Consider the following 16,246-nt stretch of genomic DNA (forward strand, 5'->3'; position numbering starts at 1 on the left):
TCAGTATCCTTGTGCGGTAATCAGCTGACGTTTGGTCAACTGGTCATAAATCATGACGGTTAACAATCCCTCTGCGATGGCGATGGGGATCTGCGTCAGGCAGAAAATGCCCATGAATTTCACCATCGAGCCCGTGGTACCCGTCGCCGGGTCCGGGAACGCCGCGCCAAGCTGAACCGAAGTCACAAAATAAGTCACCAGATCCGCCAGCATCGCGCACAAAAATACCCCGACATCACGACGGAGCCCGGCACGGCAGGCCATCTTCCACACCATGTACCCGACAACCGGCCCAATCACCGCCATCGACATGCCGTTCGCGCCAAGCGTGGTCAAGCCGCCGTGTGCCAGCAGCAGTGCCTGAAACAACAGCACGATGGCGCCGAGGATGGCGACGACCCCAGGCCCGAACAGAATCACGGCGAGTCCCACGCCGGTGGGATGCGAGCAACTGCCGGTTACCGATGGGATCTTCAGTGCCGACAGCACGAAAATAAATGCCCCGCACAGCGCCAGCAGGACTTTCTGGTGGCTATCCTCCTGCACGATACGGCGCAGACGCACCAGTCCGTACCACAAACACGGTAAGAAGAGCAGCCACCACGCCAGCGCCCACATCGGCGGTAAAAACCCTTCCATGATGTGCATTGCGAACGCCTGCTCCGGCACCACCATCAGCAATAGCGCCGCCGCCAGGCCACCAAATGACAGCTGTTTAAGCTGTTGTTCGAGTTTCATTCACGCATACTCCCACTGTTTGTTGACCAGAATGGTTGAGAAATAGGGTAACGGCTGGTCATCAGCAACCTCATCCAGATGCCGCCAGCACTGCTCGCCAGGGAGCGTGGCCTCTGACATCATCAGCGCACAGTTCAGCAACCCGGCCTGCGCCAGCAGCGCTTTGATGCGCGCAAACCGGCCATACACCTTCATCAGCACCAGACTGTCGTGCTGCTGCAGCGCCTGTGCAATCTCCGCTTCCGGCGCGGTACAGGCGATCACCGCCAGCGACTGCTGTTCCATCGCCAGCGGCGTTTTGGACCGCGCGGCAATCGCGGCAAACGACGTCACCCCGGGCACAATTTCCAGCCAGTCCGGATTGCCGATGCGTCGCAGTAAGAACACCCAGGTGCTGAACAGCATGGCGTCGCCCAGGGTGATAAAGCCAACCTGTTTTCCATCGTTCACCGCCATTACTAACGCGTCGGCCACCTCATCCCACACCGCCTCCTTTTCTGCATCGTCGGCGCTCATGGGAAAGTGGCAGCAGCGGATGTCGGTCTGTTGGCCGATAAACGGCCGGACGATAGAGAGCGCCAGGCTATCGCCGCCTTTGCGGCCGGCCGGGGCATAGAGAATATCCAGCGAACCGAGGATCCGTGAGGCGCGCACGGTGATAAGGTCAGACGCGCCCGGCCCGGTACTCAGGGCGTACAGTTTGCCGCTCATGCTGCCTCCTCCATCGCGACGCTCAGCGCCTGCTGCAGATGGGCGACGAACATCGCGCGCACCGCCAGGTTTTCTCCCAGCCCGCTCAGCCACGGCGTCGCCGCGATCCCGGCTGCGTTAAACAACGTCTTCCAGGAATCCTCGGCATCCGAGGCCATATCATTAATGGCGTGATCGCCTGCCACCAGCATCAGCGGCATCAGATGCACGGCGGTGACGCCCTCTTTACCGAGGCTCTCAATCAGGATGTCGACTTCCGGGTAACTCTCCACCGCACCGACGCGGGCAGGGAAACCCTGGACCATCATCATGTGGTCAAGGCAGGCATAGGCCGCAAAGGCGTGATGGCTGGCGCCGTGGCCCATAAACACCACTTTTTCCGTGGCACCAAGCGCTGGCATCTGCTGTTGCAATGCGCGTATCAGCTGCGCGTAATCGTCGTGGCTGCTCAGGAGCGGTACCCCCAGCGTCAGGCGGGTAAACAGCGGGCGCAGGCTCTGCACTTCACGGACGATTTTCTCGTACTCATCGCCGTTGATGATATGCAGGGACTGAATCGCCACATCCTGATATCCCTGAGCCGCAAGCTTTTTCAGCGCCTGCAGCGGCGTATCGATCTCAATGCCGTCACGCTGTTTCAGCTTGCGAATAATCATCCCGGAGGTGAATGCCCGAAACAGCTCACGGTCAGGGCAGCTTTCTGCCAGCGCACGCTCGCAGGCCACAATGTTCTTCTCGCAGGTATCGTGGTAGCTGGTACCAAAGCTGACCACCAGAAGCGCCTTTTTCATCACTATCTCCTTAAGCAACGGCCATCCAACGCGCTAAACGCCCGGCGAATGCGGCCTGACTTTCCAGTAACTCGTCTCCCGTCACCAGCGGTGCCGGGCGTGTAATCACGATGCAGGGAATGCCCGCATCCAGACAGGGTTGAACCTTTTCCCGATAACCGCCTTCCGCCCCGGACGCTTTGGTTATCATCACGTCAACCCGGCACTGACGATAAAACGCCGCGTTAAACTCAGCGCTGAATGGTCCGCACAGGGCGAAAATCTCGGTAACACCAAAGCCAAGCCCGGCGCATTGCTCAAGGACCTCGGGCACCGGCAGTACCCGGGCCAGCAGCGTTTTCTCCGGCAGCGCGGTACGCCAGCGCGCCAGATCTTTACTCCCGGTAGTCAGCAGCACGCGTTCGCCAAGACGCCGCGCGATGTCGCAGGCCTCTTCAATTCCCGGCACGCTGTAGAGCAGCGGATGCGTCAGCTCGCTAAGCTGTTCAGGGCGCTGATAGCGGCTAAGCAACACGCCCACCGTTTCACAGGCCGTCAGGATGTTGCGGCTGACCACCTCAGCGTAGGGATGCGAAGCGTCAATCACCCAGCGGGTCCTGTTTTCCGTAAGCCAGTCAACCATCTGTTGCGGCTCCAGACGACCACAGCGCACGCGCCCCTTAATGTCGCCCGCCAGCCGCTTCCCGGTGGGCGTCGCCACCGACAGGGTGTAGGCCACGCCAGCCGCATCCAGCTGGTGGCAGATCGCGCGGGCATCGCTGGTGCCCCCCAAGACCAGCACGTCGCCATATTTCACAGCACATAACCCCGCGGTGTGATCATCAGCCCCTCCTGCACATACGTGGCTTTATTTCCGACAATCACCAGACTCGTCATATCGACCGGCTCAAAGTCCATGTCACCCAGCGTGGTTAACCACTTCTCCTGCTTTTTACGCCCGGCAGATTTCACTACCCCTACCGGCGTTTGCGGACTTTTACTGGCGCGCAGCAGCTCAAATGCGCGTGCCAGATGGCCCTCGCGACCCCGACTGCGCGGGTTATAGAAACAGATGACAAAGTCCGCTTCTGCCGCGGCGACAATGCGTTTTTCGATGACGGGCCACGGCGTCAGCAGATCGCTTAAGCTGATGTGGCAAAAATCGTGCATCAGCGGTGCGCCAAGCAGAGAGGCGGCGGCGATACTGGCCGTCATCCCGGGGATCAGGCGAACCTCAACGTCCAGTTTCTGTTTGCTGACCAGCTTTAGCACCAGCCCCGCCATGCCATAAATACCGGCGTCGCCGCTGCTGATAAGCGCGACATTATGCCCGGCCTGCGCCAGCTCAATCGCCGCCTGGCAGCGTTCAATCTCCTTACACATACCGGTTTTGATGACCTGTTTGTCGCCCGTGAACGCCTTCACCAGATGGGTGTAGGTTTTGTAGCCAACGATGATTTCTGCCGCCTGTAACGCGTCTACGGCTTCCATGGTCATCATGGCCTGCGAGCCCGGGCCGATTCCAATTACGGTTAACATCAGTGTGAAACTCCCAAAGTGATAGTGACGCCCTGTTCGCGCAGGGTTTCTCCTCGTAGTTGCCCATGGCTCAGCAGCCACGCTGCCGGACCCGAGACGCTCCCCACCCCAACCGTCTGGCGTACAAAGGGTGAGGCCGCAAAGCGATGTTCGTGCTCACGCAGCGCGTCAGCGGTAAAGGTTTCAAAAGGAACACGCCAGCAGGCGGCAAGCTGAAGCAGGCCCGCTTCGTCTTTTTTAAGGGAGACGCTGCCAATCGCTTTCAGCGCCAGCGGATCGAACTGCTGCGCCTCAAGCTGACGCGACAGCAGCGTCGCCAGTAGCGAATACGGCGTGTTGCGTCGACAGCCGATGCCTGCCACAACCCGCTGCGGGACCAGCTTCCAGTGCGGCAGCGGCAGTTCCGGCAACGTATTTCGCAACGTAATACACACCAGCGCATCCAGTTCAGGGAGGTGCTGCAGGTCGCTCACGGTAATAAATCCGCGCCGATCGCACTGACTGACGTCGCTATCGAGTTCGACATCCCACCACAACCCTACCCGCTGGTGGCTCACCAGCATCTGGTTGACGATTTTTACCGTCGTTCGGAAATCGCGCATTCGGGCATTGAGCTGAATGGCAAGGGTATCCAGCGCGGCCATCTCGTTGACGTCCGTGGCGGTGGTTATCACCGGGTCAGCCCCCAGTATTCCCGCCAGGTAGCGAGTCAGCGCATTCGCGCCGCCAGCATGGCCGGAAAGCAGGCTAATCACGTGCTGCCCACGCTCATCGATCACCACCACCGCCGGGTCGCTCAGTTTGTCGTCGATCAAAGGCGCCAGGACGCGAACCGCAATGCCGGTTGCGCCAATAAAAATCAGCGCCGGGTAGTGCGTGAACGCTTCGCGAAGCGCCGGGGCAAAGCCGCCGTTGAAGGAGACAAAGCCCTCTTCCTGCAAATGCTCGCTGGCAAAGCAGGTTACCGGCAGCATCAATGCCAGGCGTTTCGCCAGCTGCACGCCACCCGGCGTCAGGCAAAACAGCGCGATGGACTCAGGCCTGACGGTATTCATGGCTAAAATCCGCAGCATAGAGTTTTGAGTAGTGATACTCCTCGCCCAGGAACTTCCCGACCAGAATGAGCGCCGTTTTGCGGATCCCCGCCTCGCGTACCTTGTCGGCGATATCCGCCAGCGTGCCGCGTACGGTGTGGCTTTCTGGCCAGGTCGCTTTATAAATGACGGCTACGGGCGTGGTGTCCGGGTAGCCACCTTCTATCAGACGTTCCGCCACCCGGTGAATACGCTGGACAGAGAGATAAATCGCCATGGAGGTCTGATGGCTGGCAAATGACTCCAGCTGTTCACGCGCCGGTACCGGCGTACGGCCTTCGAGGCGGGTAATAATCAGGCTCTGTGAGACTTCAGGAACGGTGTATTCGACCCCAAGCTCCGCCGCGGCGCCGAGGAAGGCGCTGACGCCGGGCACCACCTGCCAGGCAATGCCGCGTTTGGTCAGCTCTTCGCCCTGCTCACGGACGGAACCGTAGAGCGAGACATCACCGGTTTGTAAACGTACCACCGTTTTTCCGGCCTTCACGCCTGCCGCCATCAGGTCAAGGATCTGTTCTAAATGGAGTTCCGCGCTGTCGTGGCATTCGGCCTCCTGCGGGCAATAGGCCAACAGTTCGGTATTGATAAGCGAACCGGCATAGATAACCACCTGCGCCTGCTGCAGCAGCCGATATCCCTTGAGCGTGATGAGCTCACGATCGCCGGGACCTGCACCGACAAACCACACACAACGGGAATCAAACGTCTCAGACATGGTGTTCTTCCTTCTGACAGGCGATAACATAAACAGGATTATTCGGTTTGAAATAGTGGCCGCTGCCGAGCGAGGTCAGCGCGGAGCTCTGCATTTGCAGGCAATCAATGTCCTGCACGCCGATCTGCTGCAAATGGGTCAGCGCGGTGGTGAGGTTTTCCATCAGGATAAAGGTCATGACCAGACGTCCGCCTGGATGTAACTGGCGCATGGACCAGTCAATAAGCGATGTCAGATGGCCACCGCTGCCGCCCATAAATACCGCATCGGCCTTATCCGCCACCGGTAACGGTGCAACGCCCGGCAAAATCGTGATATTGCGACAGGCAAAATGCTGGCAATTTTCCGCAAGCAGTTGCAGAGCCGCAGGGTTACGCTCAATGGCCGTTACGCGCAGAGAGGGAAACAGCAGCGCAGCCTCTATCGACACGCTCCCGGTCCCCGCGCCTACATCAATCAGATGGCTGACGCGGTGCAGCTCCAGTTTCGCGAGGGCAAGCGCGCGTACCGTCTCTTTGGTCATCGGCACCGTTTCGCCGCGCAGAAACAGTTCATCTTTCATCGAGGATCACCAGGGCATTCATCTCATAGTCGGCACTGACCTCACTGACGGGCAGCCAGTGGATCCGTTCGTTTGCCATCGCCAGGTTTTCACCAATCACCATCCAGCGATGCCCCTTACCGCGTGCGACCAGCTGCGCGGCAATCTCTTTCGGCCCGCACTGGCTATCGGTGACCATTGCCACTTTGCGATGCCGTACCAGTTCATCAATATTCACACTGCGACCATGGCTGCTGGTGAGCCATATCTCATTCATATCAATGCCCGCCTGCGCGCACAGGTACTGCACCGCGCTGATGCCGGGAATCACGCGCACGCGCGCAATACCAAAATGCGCCACCATTCGCGATCCGATGCCGTAAAACAGCGGATCGCCGGAGGCGACAATCACCACCTTTTTCTCCTGACGCGCCTCAACCCAGGCCAGCAGCTCCGGAATGTTGGCGCCGAGGACAAACGTCTCGCCGCCAAACGCCGGAAACGCCTGCAGGTGGCGTTTTCCGCCAACCAGCGCATCGGCGCGCTCAACGGCGTCTCGCGCAGCGGGCGTCATCAGGGAGAGTCCCGCTGGCCCCATTCCCACGACCGTTAACATTGCAGCTCCCGGGCTATCGCCTCGACCGGGCGGTTGCTGCCCAGCACCTGGTTATCAAAGGAAAACAGAATGGCGTCACAGGCCGGTGGATTTTTGGTAAAGCGCAGCATCTGCATCACGCGCAGGCAGATACGTTCGGCAAGGTGGCTGTAAAGAACCTGAAAACCCCAGGTTTCGATATGTTCCATCGCCGCTTCGGTGGTATCGCAATCGCTGACGGCGGTCAGTAATTCCAGCGGCGCGCCGAGTAGCGCCAGATGCGCCACCAGCGTTTCCATGCGTGCATCAGCGATATGGCTGTGGGTGTGGAAAATCCCGGCGGCAACTTTGATCAGTTTGCCAGGATGGCCGACCAGCACTATCTGGCGAAATCCCAGCCGCACCGCCTCTTCGATCATGTAGCCGACAAAATTGCTCATGGTGACCACGACATCTTCATCGATGCCCATCTGCTCACGCACAAAACGCTCGCCATGATTGCCCGGTACCAGTACGACCCGTTCCAGCCCGGCCGCGCGTTTAATCTCCAGATCAAGAGAAAGCGATCGTTTCCAGCTCTCCTCTGACATCGGAGTCACAATGCCAGTTGTGCCGATGATCGAAATGCCGCCCAGGATCCCGAGGCGTGAGTTGTAGGTTTTCCGGGCCCGTTCTTCCCCTTCAGGCGCAAAAATTGTTATGTCTGCCCCGCGGGTCGGGCCAATCGCCTCACGCACCGCGGTTTCAATGGTGTGACGCGGTGTGCGGTTGATCGCCGCGCTGCCGAGGGGCAGGCCAATGCCTTTGCGCGTCACGGTCCCTACGCCTTCGCCGCCCGACAGCGTAATCTCGCCGCTGTCGTTGAGCGTCACGCGAGCAAAAATCAGCATACCGTGCGTGGCGTCGACGTCATCACCGCCGTCTTTGCGGATGGCGGCAATCGCCTGCTGTCCTTCAATGTGCGGCGATTCCACGTTCAGACACAGCGTAACGCCGGAGGGCGTGACAATGGAGACCTGATGAATGAGGTGCTGGCGCAGCACCATCAGCGCGGCGACTTTCGCTGCCGCGGTCGCGCAGGAACCGGTGGTGTAGCCTTTGCGTAACGCCTTCCCGTTATGCCATACCGGGGCATCGAAGGTTGAATCGCTCATCGCGCCCCCTGCAGGTAATAGAGCATGGCGTTCACAATCGCTGCTGCCACATTGCTGCCACCTTTGCGTCCGAGTGCCGCAATAGCGGGCAAATGGCTGTGCGTCAGCGCCTCTTTCGACTCCGCCGCCCCCACAAACCCCACCGGGACGCCCACCACGCCGCTGACGGCAACATCATGCTCAAGCAGGCGAAACAGTGCCGTTGGCGCATTGCCAAAGACGAAGATCTTCTCACTCCCTTCCGTCACCGCGATATCAACGGCCGCCATCGAGCGGGTGATTCCCTGTGCTTTTGCCTGTGCTACCACCCGCGGGTCGCTGATATAGCAACGACATTCGCCCCCGAATGTGGCCAGCAGCGTTTTGTTGATCCCGGAGAGCGCCATCGTGGTATCGGTATAGATGACGGAGGGGCGACGGAGCGCCGCGCAAAGCTGCTCTATGGCGTCATCTGAAAACCAGAGAATATCCAGCCAGTCAAAATCTGCAGTGGTGTGGATTACCCGCTTGACGATCGCCTCATGCAGCGGGCTGGCGAACCGGTACTCCGGCCGCGTTTCGCGAATGATCTCGCCAATGATGTCGAAACTTTTGGCTTCAATCGCCTGGGGTTGCTGGATGTATTGCATTGTCTCTTGTCCTCAGGCCACGCCAACCATCAGCCAGCGTGCTGCGATAAACAGCACCAGCGCCAGGGTGGAGGAAACCCACATCAGTCGAATCGTTCGGGAAATGTCGTCTACCGCAATCGGGCGCAGCGCGTCGCCAATCCAGGGCTTTTCCACGCGCTGGCCAAAATAGGTGTTGGGTCCGCCAAGCCGGACGCCCAGCGCGCCGGCAACCGTCGCTTCAGCCCACGCGCAGTTGGGGCTGCTGTGGTTGTAGCGGTCGCGCCAGCCGACGCGCAGCGCGCGGGAGGGTCCCTCGCGGCATAGCCACGCCGCAATGCTCAGCAAGAGCCAGCTCAGGCGCGCGGGAATTGCGTTCGCCACGTCATCCATACGGGCGCTGACCATGCCGATCGCGCGGTATTTTTCGTGCCTGTAGCCCACCATTGAATCGAGGGTATTCACCGCTTTATAGGCCATCGCCAGCGGCGCACCGCCCAGCAGAAGGAAAAACAGCGGGGCGATAATGCCGTCGACCGTGTTCTCCGCGACGGTCTCCACCACCGCCCGGTTGATCTGTTCCGGCTGAAGCTGAGAGGTATCGCGCCCCACTATCCAGGAGAGTTTTTCGCGGCTTTCATCAAGGTCGCCCGCTTGCAAAGGGCGTTGAACGTCCCGTGCGGCATTTGCCAGACTGCGTCCGGCCAGCACGGTAAAAATCATCCACACCTCAATGGCCCAGCCCAGCCAGGGATGCACCATCCGTCCGAGCGTCAGCACGCCCCAGGCCACGCCCCAGGTCAGCCCCACCACCGCCAGCCACATTACGCCGCCGCCAATGCGTAACGCCGCGTCACTATGGCAGCAGTGGCGTATGCCGCGCTGCACCGCATTAATCAGGTTGCCTATCCAGCGCACCGGGTGCGGCCAGTTTTGTGGGTCGCCGATGATGACATCAAGCAGCCACGCGACGCACCATGCCAGCAGAGTCATCGCGCCCCCCTCGCCGCCGCCAGCCAGCGGCTGAGCATCATGGGACGTTGGGCAAAGTGGAGGTGCAGGTAGCTTGCGAACGTGTTGCCAACCTGCCAGCCGCCCGCCCATTCCTGCATCGTCACGCCATCGCGCACTTTTCGGCACGCCAGCACCGCTGGGGTATTGGGGAAGAAGTCGGAATAGTGGAATTCATGCCCACGCAGCACCTCCCCGCCATCGGCCAGCAGCGTGGGCTGGCGCGCCTGCGCCTCACAATAGCCAAAACGGGTCAGCCGTTTACCCATCCGGCTGTGGCCGGGGAGAATGTCGGCCATCCGGTGGGTCACCCCCTCGCTATCTTCCAGCGCGCTGCCGAGATACATCAGCCCGCCACACTCGGCGTAGATCGCCACGCCGCGCCGGTGCGCCTCCTGCAGGCTGGCGAGCATTGTGGTGTTTTCCGCAAGCCGTGCCGCATAAAGCTCCGGGTAGCCGCCCCCGAGCCAGACCATCTGGCAGTCAGGTAAACGGCTCTCCCGGAGCGGACTAAAGCGGATTATTTCGACCCCGGTACGTTCGAGCAGCATGACGTTATCCGGGTAATAGAAGTTGAAGGCGTCGTCGTCAGCCATCGCGAGCGTTAACCCGCGCCCGGCGTCCCCATCAGGCAGCGCAGGCCAGGCACCCTGCGGCATCGACGCCATCTGGCTGAGTGCGAGAAGTTGTTCGATATCTAGCGTACGTTCGAGAAGGGCGGCAAAATTCTGCCAGGTCTGCGAGTCCGCAACCGACTCCCGGGCGGTGACCAATCCGAGATGGCGCTCGGGTAAACCGACACCCTCAACGCGAGGCACATAACCCAGGACGGGTACCGTGCAGTAGTGTTCAATTGCCGCTTTGAGCAACTGATAATGTGATTCGCTGTTGACCCGATTAACAATCACCCCGGCAATATTGAGGGTGGGATCGAATCGCTGAAAACCCATTATGGTTGCGGCAATCGACGTAGAAACCGCCTTGCCGTCTACCAGCAGAATCACCGGACAGCCCAGCTGTTTTGCCATCGCGGAGGTGCTGCAATAATTCGGATCGGTGCCGTAGCCGTCATACAGCCCCATCACGCCTTCAATGACCGCGATATCCGCCTGCTGCATATGCTCGCAAAACAGCGCGTTGAGGATCGGTTCAGGCAGCATGAAGCTGTCGAGGTTGCGGGAGGCGGTACCGCTGACTTTGGTATGCCAGCCGGTATCAAGATAGTCAGGGCCCACTTTGTACGGCTGGACGCGTAACCCACGCTGTTTTAACAGACTCAACAGGCCAAGCGTCACCGTGGTTTTACCACAACCGCTTCCTGTACCTGCCAGAACAAACGCGTACTGCTTTGGCTCCATGACCCTGATCCTGTTCAGGGTGGATGAGTGGTATAGATACACGTAGCCCCAGTCTTTCGACTGTATGCATCAGTACAACCCACTTCCCACCGAAGTTGTTGAACGTTCCCGACAGGCAGGTCTTCTGGCTTAGCGTCCTCCTCGCCCGTCCTTCCTTCCCAATCTCACGATCAGTGGTCATTACGGGGTCGTCAGCATCACAGCAGCGGGGGCTGCGGGGGATTGTCACCCCCTTCCCTGCCACAAATGTGGCAAACCTGTCGGCTTACATTATGAGAAAAAAAACAGCAATGCTATTTACGGCGTTTCAATTCACCTTAGGTAATTACTTAACCGTAAGAAAAATACCTGCTGAGTAAAACGTGGCATCAGAGTAATTGACGCCTTTCTCAATAACTCAACGTTTTATCACAAAAAATAAAAAGCAAAGATAATTACGCTTAAAATCTCGATATTTATTGCGCTACGACAAGTTATTGCATCACTTGATATTTTTTCATTTTATCGTGATCAAAATTCATTAAGATATTAAAAACTGGCAATACCATAATATGGCTGTTAAACGTAAGCCCGTGCGATTTTATTGATGCATTACGCGTTCAGCGGGATCGCAGAATAATATGTAGGTTATCCAGAAAGGGAATTTGCGGTATATCAAGGTAAGAGGAATATCCTCATGACACTATGTTTCAGAAATGACTGATCAGAAAGGTGAGAACGTGGCTGTTGCGCAATGCCCCGCGTCGTGCGGTGAGCTTATCCAGGGCTGGATTTTGGGCAGTGAAAAGCTGGTCTCCTGCCCTGTCGAATGGTACAGCACTGTTGAGGTGAGCCACGGCTCAGCCCTGGCGGATGAACGCCCGCTGTCGCGCGCGATGGTTGAACGGTTATTGCAGTACTGGCACTACCCGGCGCAGTTGAGCCATGATATTCGCATTGATGTGCACTCGACCATCCCGATTGCCAAAGGGATGGCCAGCAGCACCGCAGATATTGCCGCCACCGCCGTCGCCACCGCTCACCATCTGGGGCATCAGCTCGACGAAAGCACGCTGGCAACGCTTTGCGTTTCGCTCGAACCCACCGACAGTACCGTGTTTCGCCAGTTAACCCTTTTCGATCATAACGACGCCTCTACCCAAATTCCCTGCGACGCCCAGCCCACTCTCGACCTGCTTGTTCTGGAAAGTCCGCAAACGCTGCGCACGGCAGATTACCACCGCATCCCGCGTCAGGCGGGGCTACATGCCGGTGCGCCAGCGCTGAAACTCGCATGGGAAAAAGTACAGGAAGCCTGTATGACGCAAAACCCTTACCGGCTGGGCGAAGCGGCCACCCTCAGCGCCATCGCCAGCCAGACGCTGTTGCCAAAACCGGATTTTGACGCTCTGCTCTCACTGGTGGAGGAGTGCGGTATCTATGGGGTCAACGTGGCGCACAGCGGCAGCGTCGTGGGGCTGATGCTGGACAGAAATAAAGACGATGTCGATTATGTGAAATGGCTGTTAGCGAAAAAACAGCTCACCCGCCATTGGCCTGAACAACACCTGCTGCGGATGGTAAAAGGCGGCGTGACGCTACTCTGAGAGCAACCTGTGCTGAATGAGCCACTCCACCTGCTGCCTGACCTCGTGTTCGTGTTTCTGCGCTAAGGCCTGTTGCAGCGGAACATGCCGGAAGAACGCGGCCCAAAATGCACGCTTGCGCTCCCGGTCACTGCACACACCGTTTACCCTTTCACGAAGCGCTCCCGCCAGCCGCACGCTTTCCTGCATACCCGGAGGAAGATGCGCGGCGACATGCGCTTTGAGGATCTTACTGTACACCGGCGCGTTGCCCCCGCAGCTGAGCGCAATAATAACCGGTGAACGGTCAATAATGGCCGGTGAAATAAAGGTGGCAGCAGAAAGGTCGTCTGTGACATTGCAAAACAGATGCCTCGCGCTGGCGGCCCCGGCGACCTGACGGTTCACCTGCGGATCGCTGGTCGCGGCAATGACCAGCCAGCAGGAGTGCAGATACTGCGGCGCAAACGTTGCCGGGAACCATTCGATGTCACCGCACGCGTGCAGGCCGGCAAGTTCTGGCGTCAGGGTGGGCGCAACCAGACGCAGCACTGCCCCGGCTGCCAGCAAACTCTTCGCCTTATGCGTCGCCACCTGCCCGCCACCGACGATCAGGCAGCGTTTACCCTTCAGGTTGCAAAAAATCGGAAAATAGTCCATCGCCTTAGCCTTCTAAAACCTGGCTCAGCGCGGCAATAAACCGGCGGTTCTCCGCTTCGGTACGCACGGCAATTCTATAGTAGTCACGATCGAGCCCCGGGTAGTTTTCACAGTGGCGGATAAGGATGTGATGGCCGAGCAGCGCTGCCTTCAGGTTGAACCCCTGACGCAGGCAGCGGAAGAAGATAAAATTGGCTTGCGGCTCCCAGACCACCAGCGATGAAAAGCGCGTCATCGCCTGCAACAGGAAATCCCGCTCCCGGGCGATACAGGCATGGCTGCGAGAAATATAGTCCTCATCCAGTAACAAATGCTGCCCCACCAGCGCCGATAACGCATTCACGGACCAGGGTTCACGGGTGCGTTTCATCTGGCGAATAGTGTGCGTATTTCCGCTCAGCAGATATCCCAGGCGCAGTCCGGGAATGGCAAAAAACTTGGTCAGTGAACGCAGCAGGTAAAGATAGCGTGACTCAGCCAGCCGTGGGGCCAGCGACGAGCCCTGCGGCATAAAATCGATGAATGCTTCATCAACAATCAGCGCAATCTGCAGCGCTTCGCACAGCGAGGCCAGGCGGTCGAGTAGATCGGCATCAGGCATTAACCCGGTAGGGTTGTTTGGGGTCGCGATGAACAGGCAATCGGGCCGGTGTGCGCGAACGGCGTCCAGTAGGGAAAAATCCACCTGGAACCCGTTCGACTCACTCAGTACATAATCGATTATCTGGCATCCCTGCTGCTGCAATGCCCGGCGATACTCGGCAAACCCCGGCACCAGCAGCATTGCCCGGCGGGGGGCAAGCGTTCGCACCAGGCCATAGATCAACTCCGTTTCGCCATTCCCGGCAATCGTCTGGTCATACTCACACCGACTGGCGCTGGCCAGCGCCTGGTGAAGATGGCGGTATTCAACGTCCGGATACTGCATGATGATATCCAGATGGGACACAATGAGCGACCTGACGCGCTCGGGTAGCCCTAACGGATTGATGTTCGCGCTAAAGTCCAACAGCAACCCGGGATCGATCCCCAACTGCAGCCCCGTTTCCAGAACGTTACCACCATGCTCACTCATTCGTTTCACTCGGCTATTTCGCTAGATGTGAGGATAACATCAGACAGCAACCTCATTCAGCGCAAGATGTGATGCGGAAAACGCCAGTATCTCCTGCAGGTTGACGACCTCACCGACGACAATAAGCGCAGGCGCATGCAGTTTTTGACGTTCAACCTCAAGATGGATATCGGTCAGCGTACCTTTGGCGATCTGCTGACGAGACTGGCTGGCATACATCACCACCGCTACCGGCGTCGCAGCGGACATGCCTCCCTCGATCAGCTGCTGGCAGATTTCCGTCAGCCGGGTCATTCCCATCAAAACGATCAGCGTTCCGTTGATTTTCGCCAGCGCATGCCAGTTTTGCGGGTCGTTCCCCTGGCACATATGACCGGTCACAATATGAAAACTGGAGGCGTAATGACGGTGCGTGACCGGGATCCCGGCATAGGCCAGCCCGCCAATCGCAGAACTGATCCCCGGCACAATTTCGAACGACAGACCGTCTTTCGCCAGCTGCTCGGCCTCTTCACCCCCGCGACCAAAAACGTAAGGGTCCCCGCCTTTCAGGCGCACCACCTGCCGTCCCTCCCCGGCATGCCTGACCAGCAGGGCATTGATTTGTTCCTGAGGTACCGGATGATGGCTCGGGGTTTTACCGACATCAATAATCAAACAGCCTGCCGGAGCCTGCGCCAGGAGTTCGGGGTTAACCAGGCGATCGTGGACAATCACTTCCGCATGGCGGATACAGTGCAGACCTTTTACCGTTATCAAAGACGCATCGCCAGGCCCTGCCCCTACAAGCCAAACTTTCCCTTTACTCATCATTATATCCTCAGATTAAATATTCAAAGACGCAAGAAAACGGATAATTAAAATTAGCGCTGAATTATATATCCCCTCAACAGGTCAAAAAGTTGATGTGTTTATCACTCTCTCTTAATTGTACGAATGGTATTTATGACCAATATCAATAAAACCGCAAATAACCTCCCCGCCCTGCCCGCACGACAATATCGCGATATCTGACACGCTTAACAACAATATTAAACGCCTTCAGCAATAAAACAGGCGCGCGATCACAAATATTACATTGGTTTTGTCAGCAACGTTTACAGATAAATATCAAAGCAATAATAAGTCACGCACAACACATTGATTTAATAGAGTTTATAATAACAAGGCATCACCATCGTCGTTTTGGGAAGGATTTTTTGAAAATAGATCAATTGCTTCCTTTTCCTCTTCCAAACACACTTCAACACCATTAACAAACCCTGTGTACATTATTCATTTTTAATACCCATTTTATTTTCACAATCAGCCCTACAGAGGATTACCCATGAAGAAATCAACACTTGTCATTGGCGTCATTGGTGCTGACTGCCATGCGGTAGGCAATAAAGTTCTGGACCGCGTTTTTACTTCTCATGATTTTCACGTTATCAATCTTGGTGTAATGGTGAGCCAGGATGAATATATTGATGCGGCCATCGAAACAGGTGCTGATGCTATTGTCGTTTCATCCATCTACGGCCATGGCGACATCGACTGCCTGGGGCTGCGTGAGCGCTGCATCGAACGCGGTATCGGCGACATTCTGCTTTTTGTTGGCGGTAATCTGGTCGTGGGTAAGCACGATTTTGCCGATGTCGAAGCCAAATTCAAAGAGATGGGTTTCAACCGCGTGTTCGCCCCGAGCCACGACCTGGAAGACGTCTGTCAGCTGATGGCGAATGATATCCAGCAGCGTCAGCGCGTTGAAGAGCTCTGTCTTGAAGAGGGCTTCTGATGCAAATCGTCTCAGTCGACATTGGCTCGACGTGGACCAAAGCCGCACTCTTCACGCCGGAGGGTGATGCGCTTACGTTGGTCAACCACGTGCTGACCCCAACGACAACCCACCATCTGGCGGAGGGCTTCTTTACCAGCCTGAACCAGGTGCTAAACGTTGCCGATGCGCGACCGTTGCTGAACAGCGGGGACGTTACGCTGAAATACTCTTCGTCGGCAAAAGGCGGCCTCGCCGTTGCCGCAATGGGGCTGGTGCCGTCGATAACCCTGGAGTCGGCCAAAGTCACCGCCCATTCAGCGGGCGCCAAAATCGCTCAGTACTACTCCTACAAA

At 57.7% G+C, this 16,246-nt stretch carries 19 protein-coding genes and 1 riboswitch; of the genes, 3 read left to right on the top strand and 16 right to left on the bottom strand.

The features are described 5' to 3' along the window. Genes cbiM through C5687_RS15620 form a run of 13 tightly spaced genes read right to left on the bottom strand, consistent with a single transcriptional unit; the run spans position 1 to position 10,834 of the window. Positions 1-738, bottom strand: coding sequence for a cobalt ECF transporter S component CbiM (gene cbiM / locus C5687_RS15560; RefSeq protein ID WP_045284671.1), 738 nt, complete (start codon positions 736-738; stop codon positions 1-3). Then, complete coding sequence (locus tag C5687_RS15565) at positions 739-1,449, bottom strand: cobalt-factor II C(20)-methyltransferase (RefSeq protein WP_104557294.1); 711 nt, start codon at positions 1,447-1,449, stop codon at positions 739-741. Next, positions 1,446-2,240: a sirohydrochlorin cobaltochelatase gene (cbiK, locus tag C5687_RS15570; RefSeq protein ID WP_025755933.1), complete on the bottom strand. Its 795-nt coding sequence runs from the start codon at positions 2,238-2,240 to the stop codon at positions 1,446-1,448. The genes C5687_RS15565 and cbiK overlap by 4 nt, the downstream gene beginning before the upstream one ends. A gap of 10 nt (positions 2,241-2,250) precedes the next feature. Then, positions 2,251-3,036 carry a cobalt-precorrin-6A reductase gene (locus tag C5687_RS15575; protein WP_104557295.1) on the bottom strand — a complete coding sequence of 262 codons (786 nt, stop codon included), beginning with the start codon at positions 3,034-3,036 and terminating at the stop codon, positions 2,251-2,253. Next, complete coding sequence (locus C5687_RS15580) at positions 3,033-3,758, bottom strand: precorrin-3B C(17)-methyltransferase (protein ID WP_104557296.1); 726 nt, start codon at positions 3,756-3,758, stop codon at positions 3,033-3,035. The genes C5687_RS15575 and C5687_RS15580 overlap by 4 nt, the downstream gene beginning before the upstream one ends. Next, positions 3,758-4,813 carry a cobalt-precorrin 5A hydrolase gene (cbiG, locus tag C5687_RS15585; protein WP_104557297.1) on the bottom strand — a complete coding sequence of 352 codons (1,056 nt, stop codon included), beginning with the start codon at positions 4,811-4,813 and terminating at the stop codon, positions 3,758-3,760. The genes C5687_RS15580 and cbiG overlap by 1 nt, the downstream gene beginning before the upstream one ends. Then, on the bottom strand, positions 4,794-5,567 hold the full coding sequence (locus tag C5687_RS15590; RefSeq protein ID WP_047958201.1) for a cobalt-precorrin-4 methyltransferase: 774 nt from the start codon (positions 5,565-5,567) through the stop codon (positions 4,794-4,796). The genes cbiG and C5687_RS15590 overlap by 20 nt, the downstream gene beginning before the upstream one ends. After that, positions 5,560-6,129: a decarboxylating cobalt-precorrin-6B (C(15))-methyltransferase gene (locus tag C5687_RS15595; RefSeq protein ID WP_104557298.1), complete on the bottom strand. Its 570-nt coding sequence runs from the start codon at positions 6,127-6,129 to the stop codon at positions 5,560-5,562. The genes C5687_RS15590 and C5687_RS15595 overlap by 8 nt, the downstream gene beginning before the upstream one ends. Continuing rightward, the gene (locus tag C5687_RS15600) at positions 6,119-6,724 is read right to left on the bottom strand and encodes a cobalt-precorrin-7 (C(5))-methyltransferase (protein ID WP_104557299.1); all 606 of its coding nucleotides are present in this window, start codon (positions 6,722-6,724) and stop codon (positions 6,119-6,121) included. Before C5687_RS15600 ends, C5687_RS15595 begins: the two co-directional genes overlap by 11 nt. Further along, positions 6,718-7,857, bottom strand: a complete 1,140-nt coding sequence (gene cbiD, locus C5687_RS15605) for a cobalt-precorrin-5B (C(1))-methyltransferase CbiD (protein ID WP_095440963.1) — start codon at positions 7,855-7,857, stop codon at positions 6,718-6,720. The genes C5687_RS15600 and cbiD overlap by 7 nt, the downstream gene beginning before the upstream one ends. Next, positions 7,854-8,486, bottom strand: coding sequence for a cobalt-precorrin-8 methylmutase (locus tag C5687_RS15610; RefSeq protein ID WP_025755940.1), 633 nt, complete (start codon positions 8,484-8,486; stop codon positions 7,854-7,856). Before C5687_RS15610 ends, cbiD begins: the two co-directional genes overlap by 4 nt. A 12-nt stretch (positions 8,487-8,498) precedes the next feature. Then, entirely contained in the window at positions 8,499-9,458 is a 960-nt protein-coding gene (gene cbiB / locus C5687_RS15615) for an adenosylcobinamide-phosphate synthase CbiB (protein WP_095451662.1), read from the bottom strand. Further along, positions 9,455-10,834, bottom strand: coding sequence for a cobyrinic acid a,c-diamide synthase CobB (locus C5687_RS15620; RefSeq protein WP_104557300.1), 1,380 nt, complete (start codon positions 10,832-10,834; stop codon positions 9,455-9,457). The genes cbiB and C5687_RS15620 overlap by 4 nt, the downstream gene beginning before the upstream one ends. 97 nt (positions 10,835-10,931) lie before the next feature. After that, positions 10,932-11,110, bottom strand: a riboswitch (cobalamin riboswitch). A gap of 443 nt (positions 11,111-11,553) precedes the next feature. Between C5687_RS15620 and C5687_RS15625 the strand changes: the two genes are divergently transcribed. Further along, on the top strand, positions 11,554-12,420 hold the full coding sequence (locus C5687_RS15625) for an L-threonine kinase (RefSeq protein ID WP_146086284.1): 867 nt from the start codon (positions 11,554-11,556) through the stop codon (positions 12,418-12,420). Here C5687_RS15625 and C5687_RS15630 read toward each other — a convergent pair. From C5687_RS15630 to cobA, 3 genes are read right to left on the bottom strand one after another with little or no spacing between them, the layout of a single operon-like run. Beyond that, positions 12,412-13,059, bottom strand: a complete 648-nt coding sequence (locus tag C5687_RS15630; RefSeq protein ID WP_104557302.1) for a precorrin-2 dehydrogenase/sirohydrochlorin ferrochelatase family protein — start codon at positions 13,057-13,059, stop codon at positions 12,412-12,414. The genes C5687_RS15625 and C5687_RS15630 overlap by 9 nt on opposite strands. Before the next feature lie 4 nt (positions 13,060-13,063). Next, the gene (gene cobD, locus C5687_RS15635) at positions 13,064-14,134 is read right to left on the bottom strand and encodes a threonine-phosphate decarboxylase CobD (RefSeq protein ID WP_104557303.1); all 1,071 of its coding nucleotides are present in this window, start codon (positions 14,132-14,134) and stop codon (positions 13,064-13,066) included. Positions 14,135-14,173: 39 nt separating this feature from the next. Next, complete coding sequence (gene cobA / locus C5687_RS15640; RefSeq protein WP_047958192.1) at positions 14,174-14,944, bottom strand: uroporphyrinogen-III C-methyltransferase; 771 nt, start codon at positions 14,942-14,944, stop codon at positions 14,174-14,176. A 517-nt stretch (positions 14,945-15,461) separates the two neighbouring features. On the opposite strand from cobA, the gene glmS reads away from it, so the two are divergent. Together glmS and C5687_RS15650 are read left to right on the top strand one after the other, a co-directional pair. Next, entirely contained in the window at positions 15,462-15,911 is a 450-nt protein-coding gene (glmS, locus tag C5687_RS15645; protein ID WP_024907732.1) for a methylaspartate mutase subunit S, read from the top strand. After that, positions 15,911-16,246: glutamate mutase L (locus C5687_RS15650; protein WP_202911297.1), on the top strand; the 336-nt coding region annotated here is incomplete at its 3' end. The genes glmS and C5687_RS15650, both read left to right, overlap by 1 nt.

This window comes from Enterobacter sichuanensis (assembly GCF_002939185.1).
GTDB classification, from domain to species: Bacteria; Pseudomonadota; Gammaproteobacteria; order Enterobacterales; family Enterobacteriaceae; genus Enterobacter; species Enterobacter sichuanensis.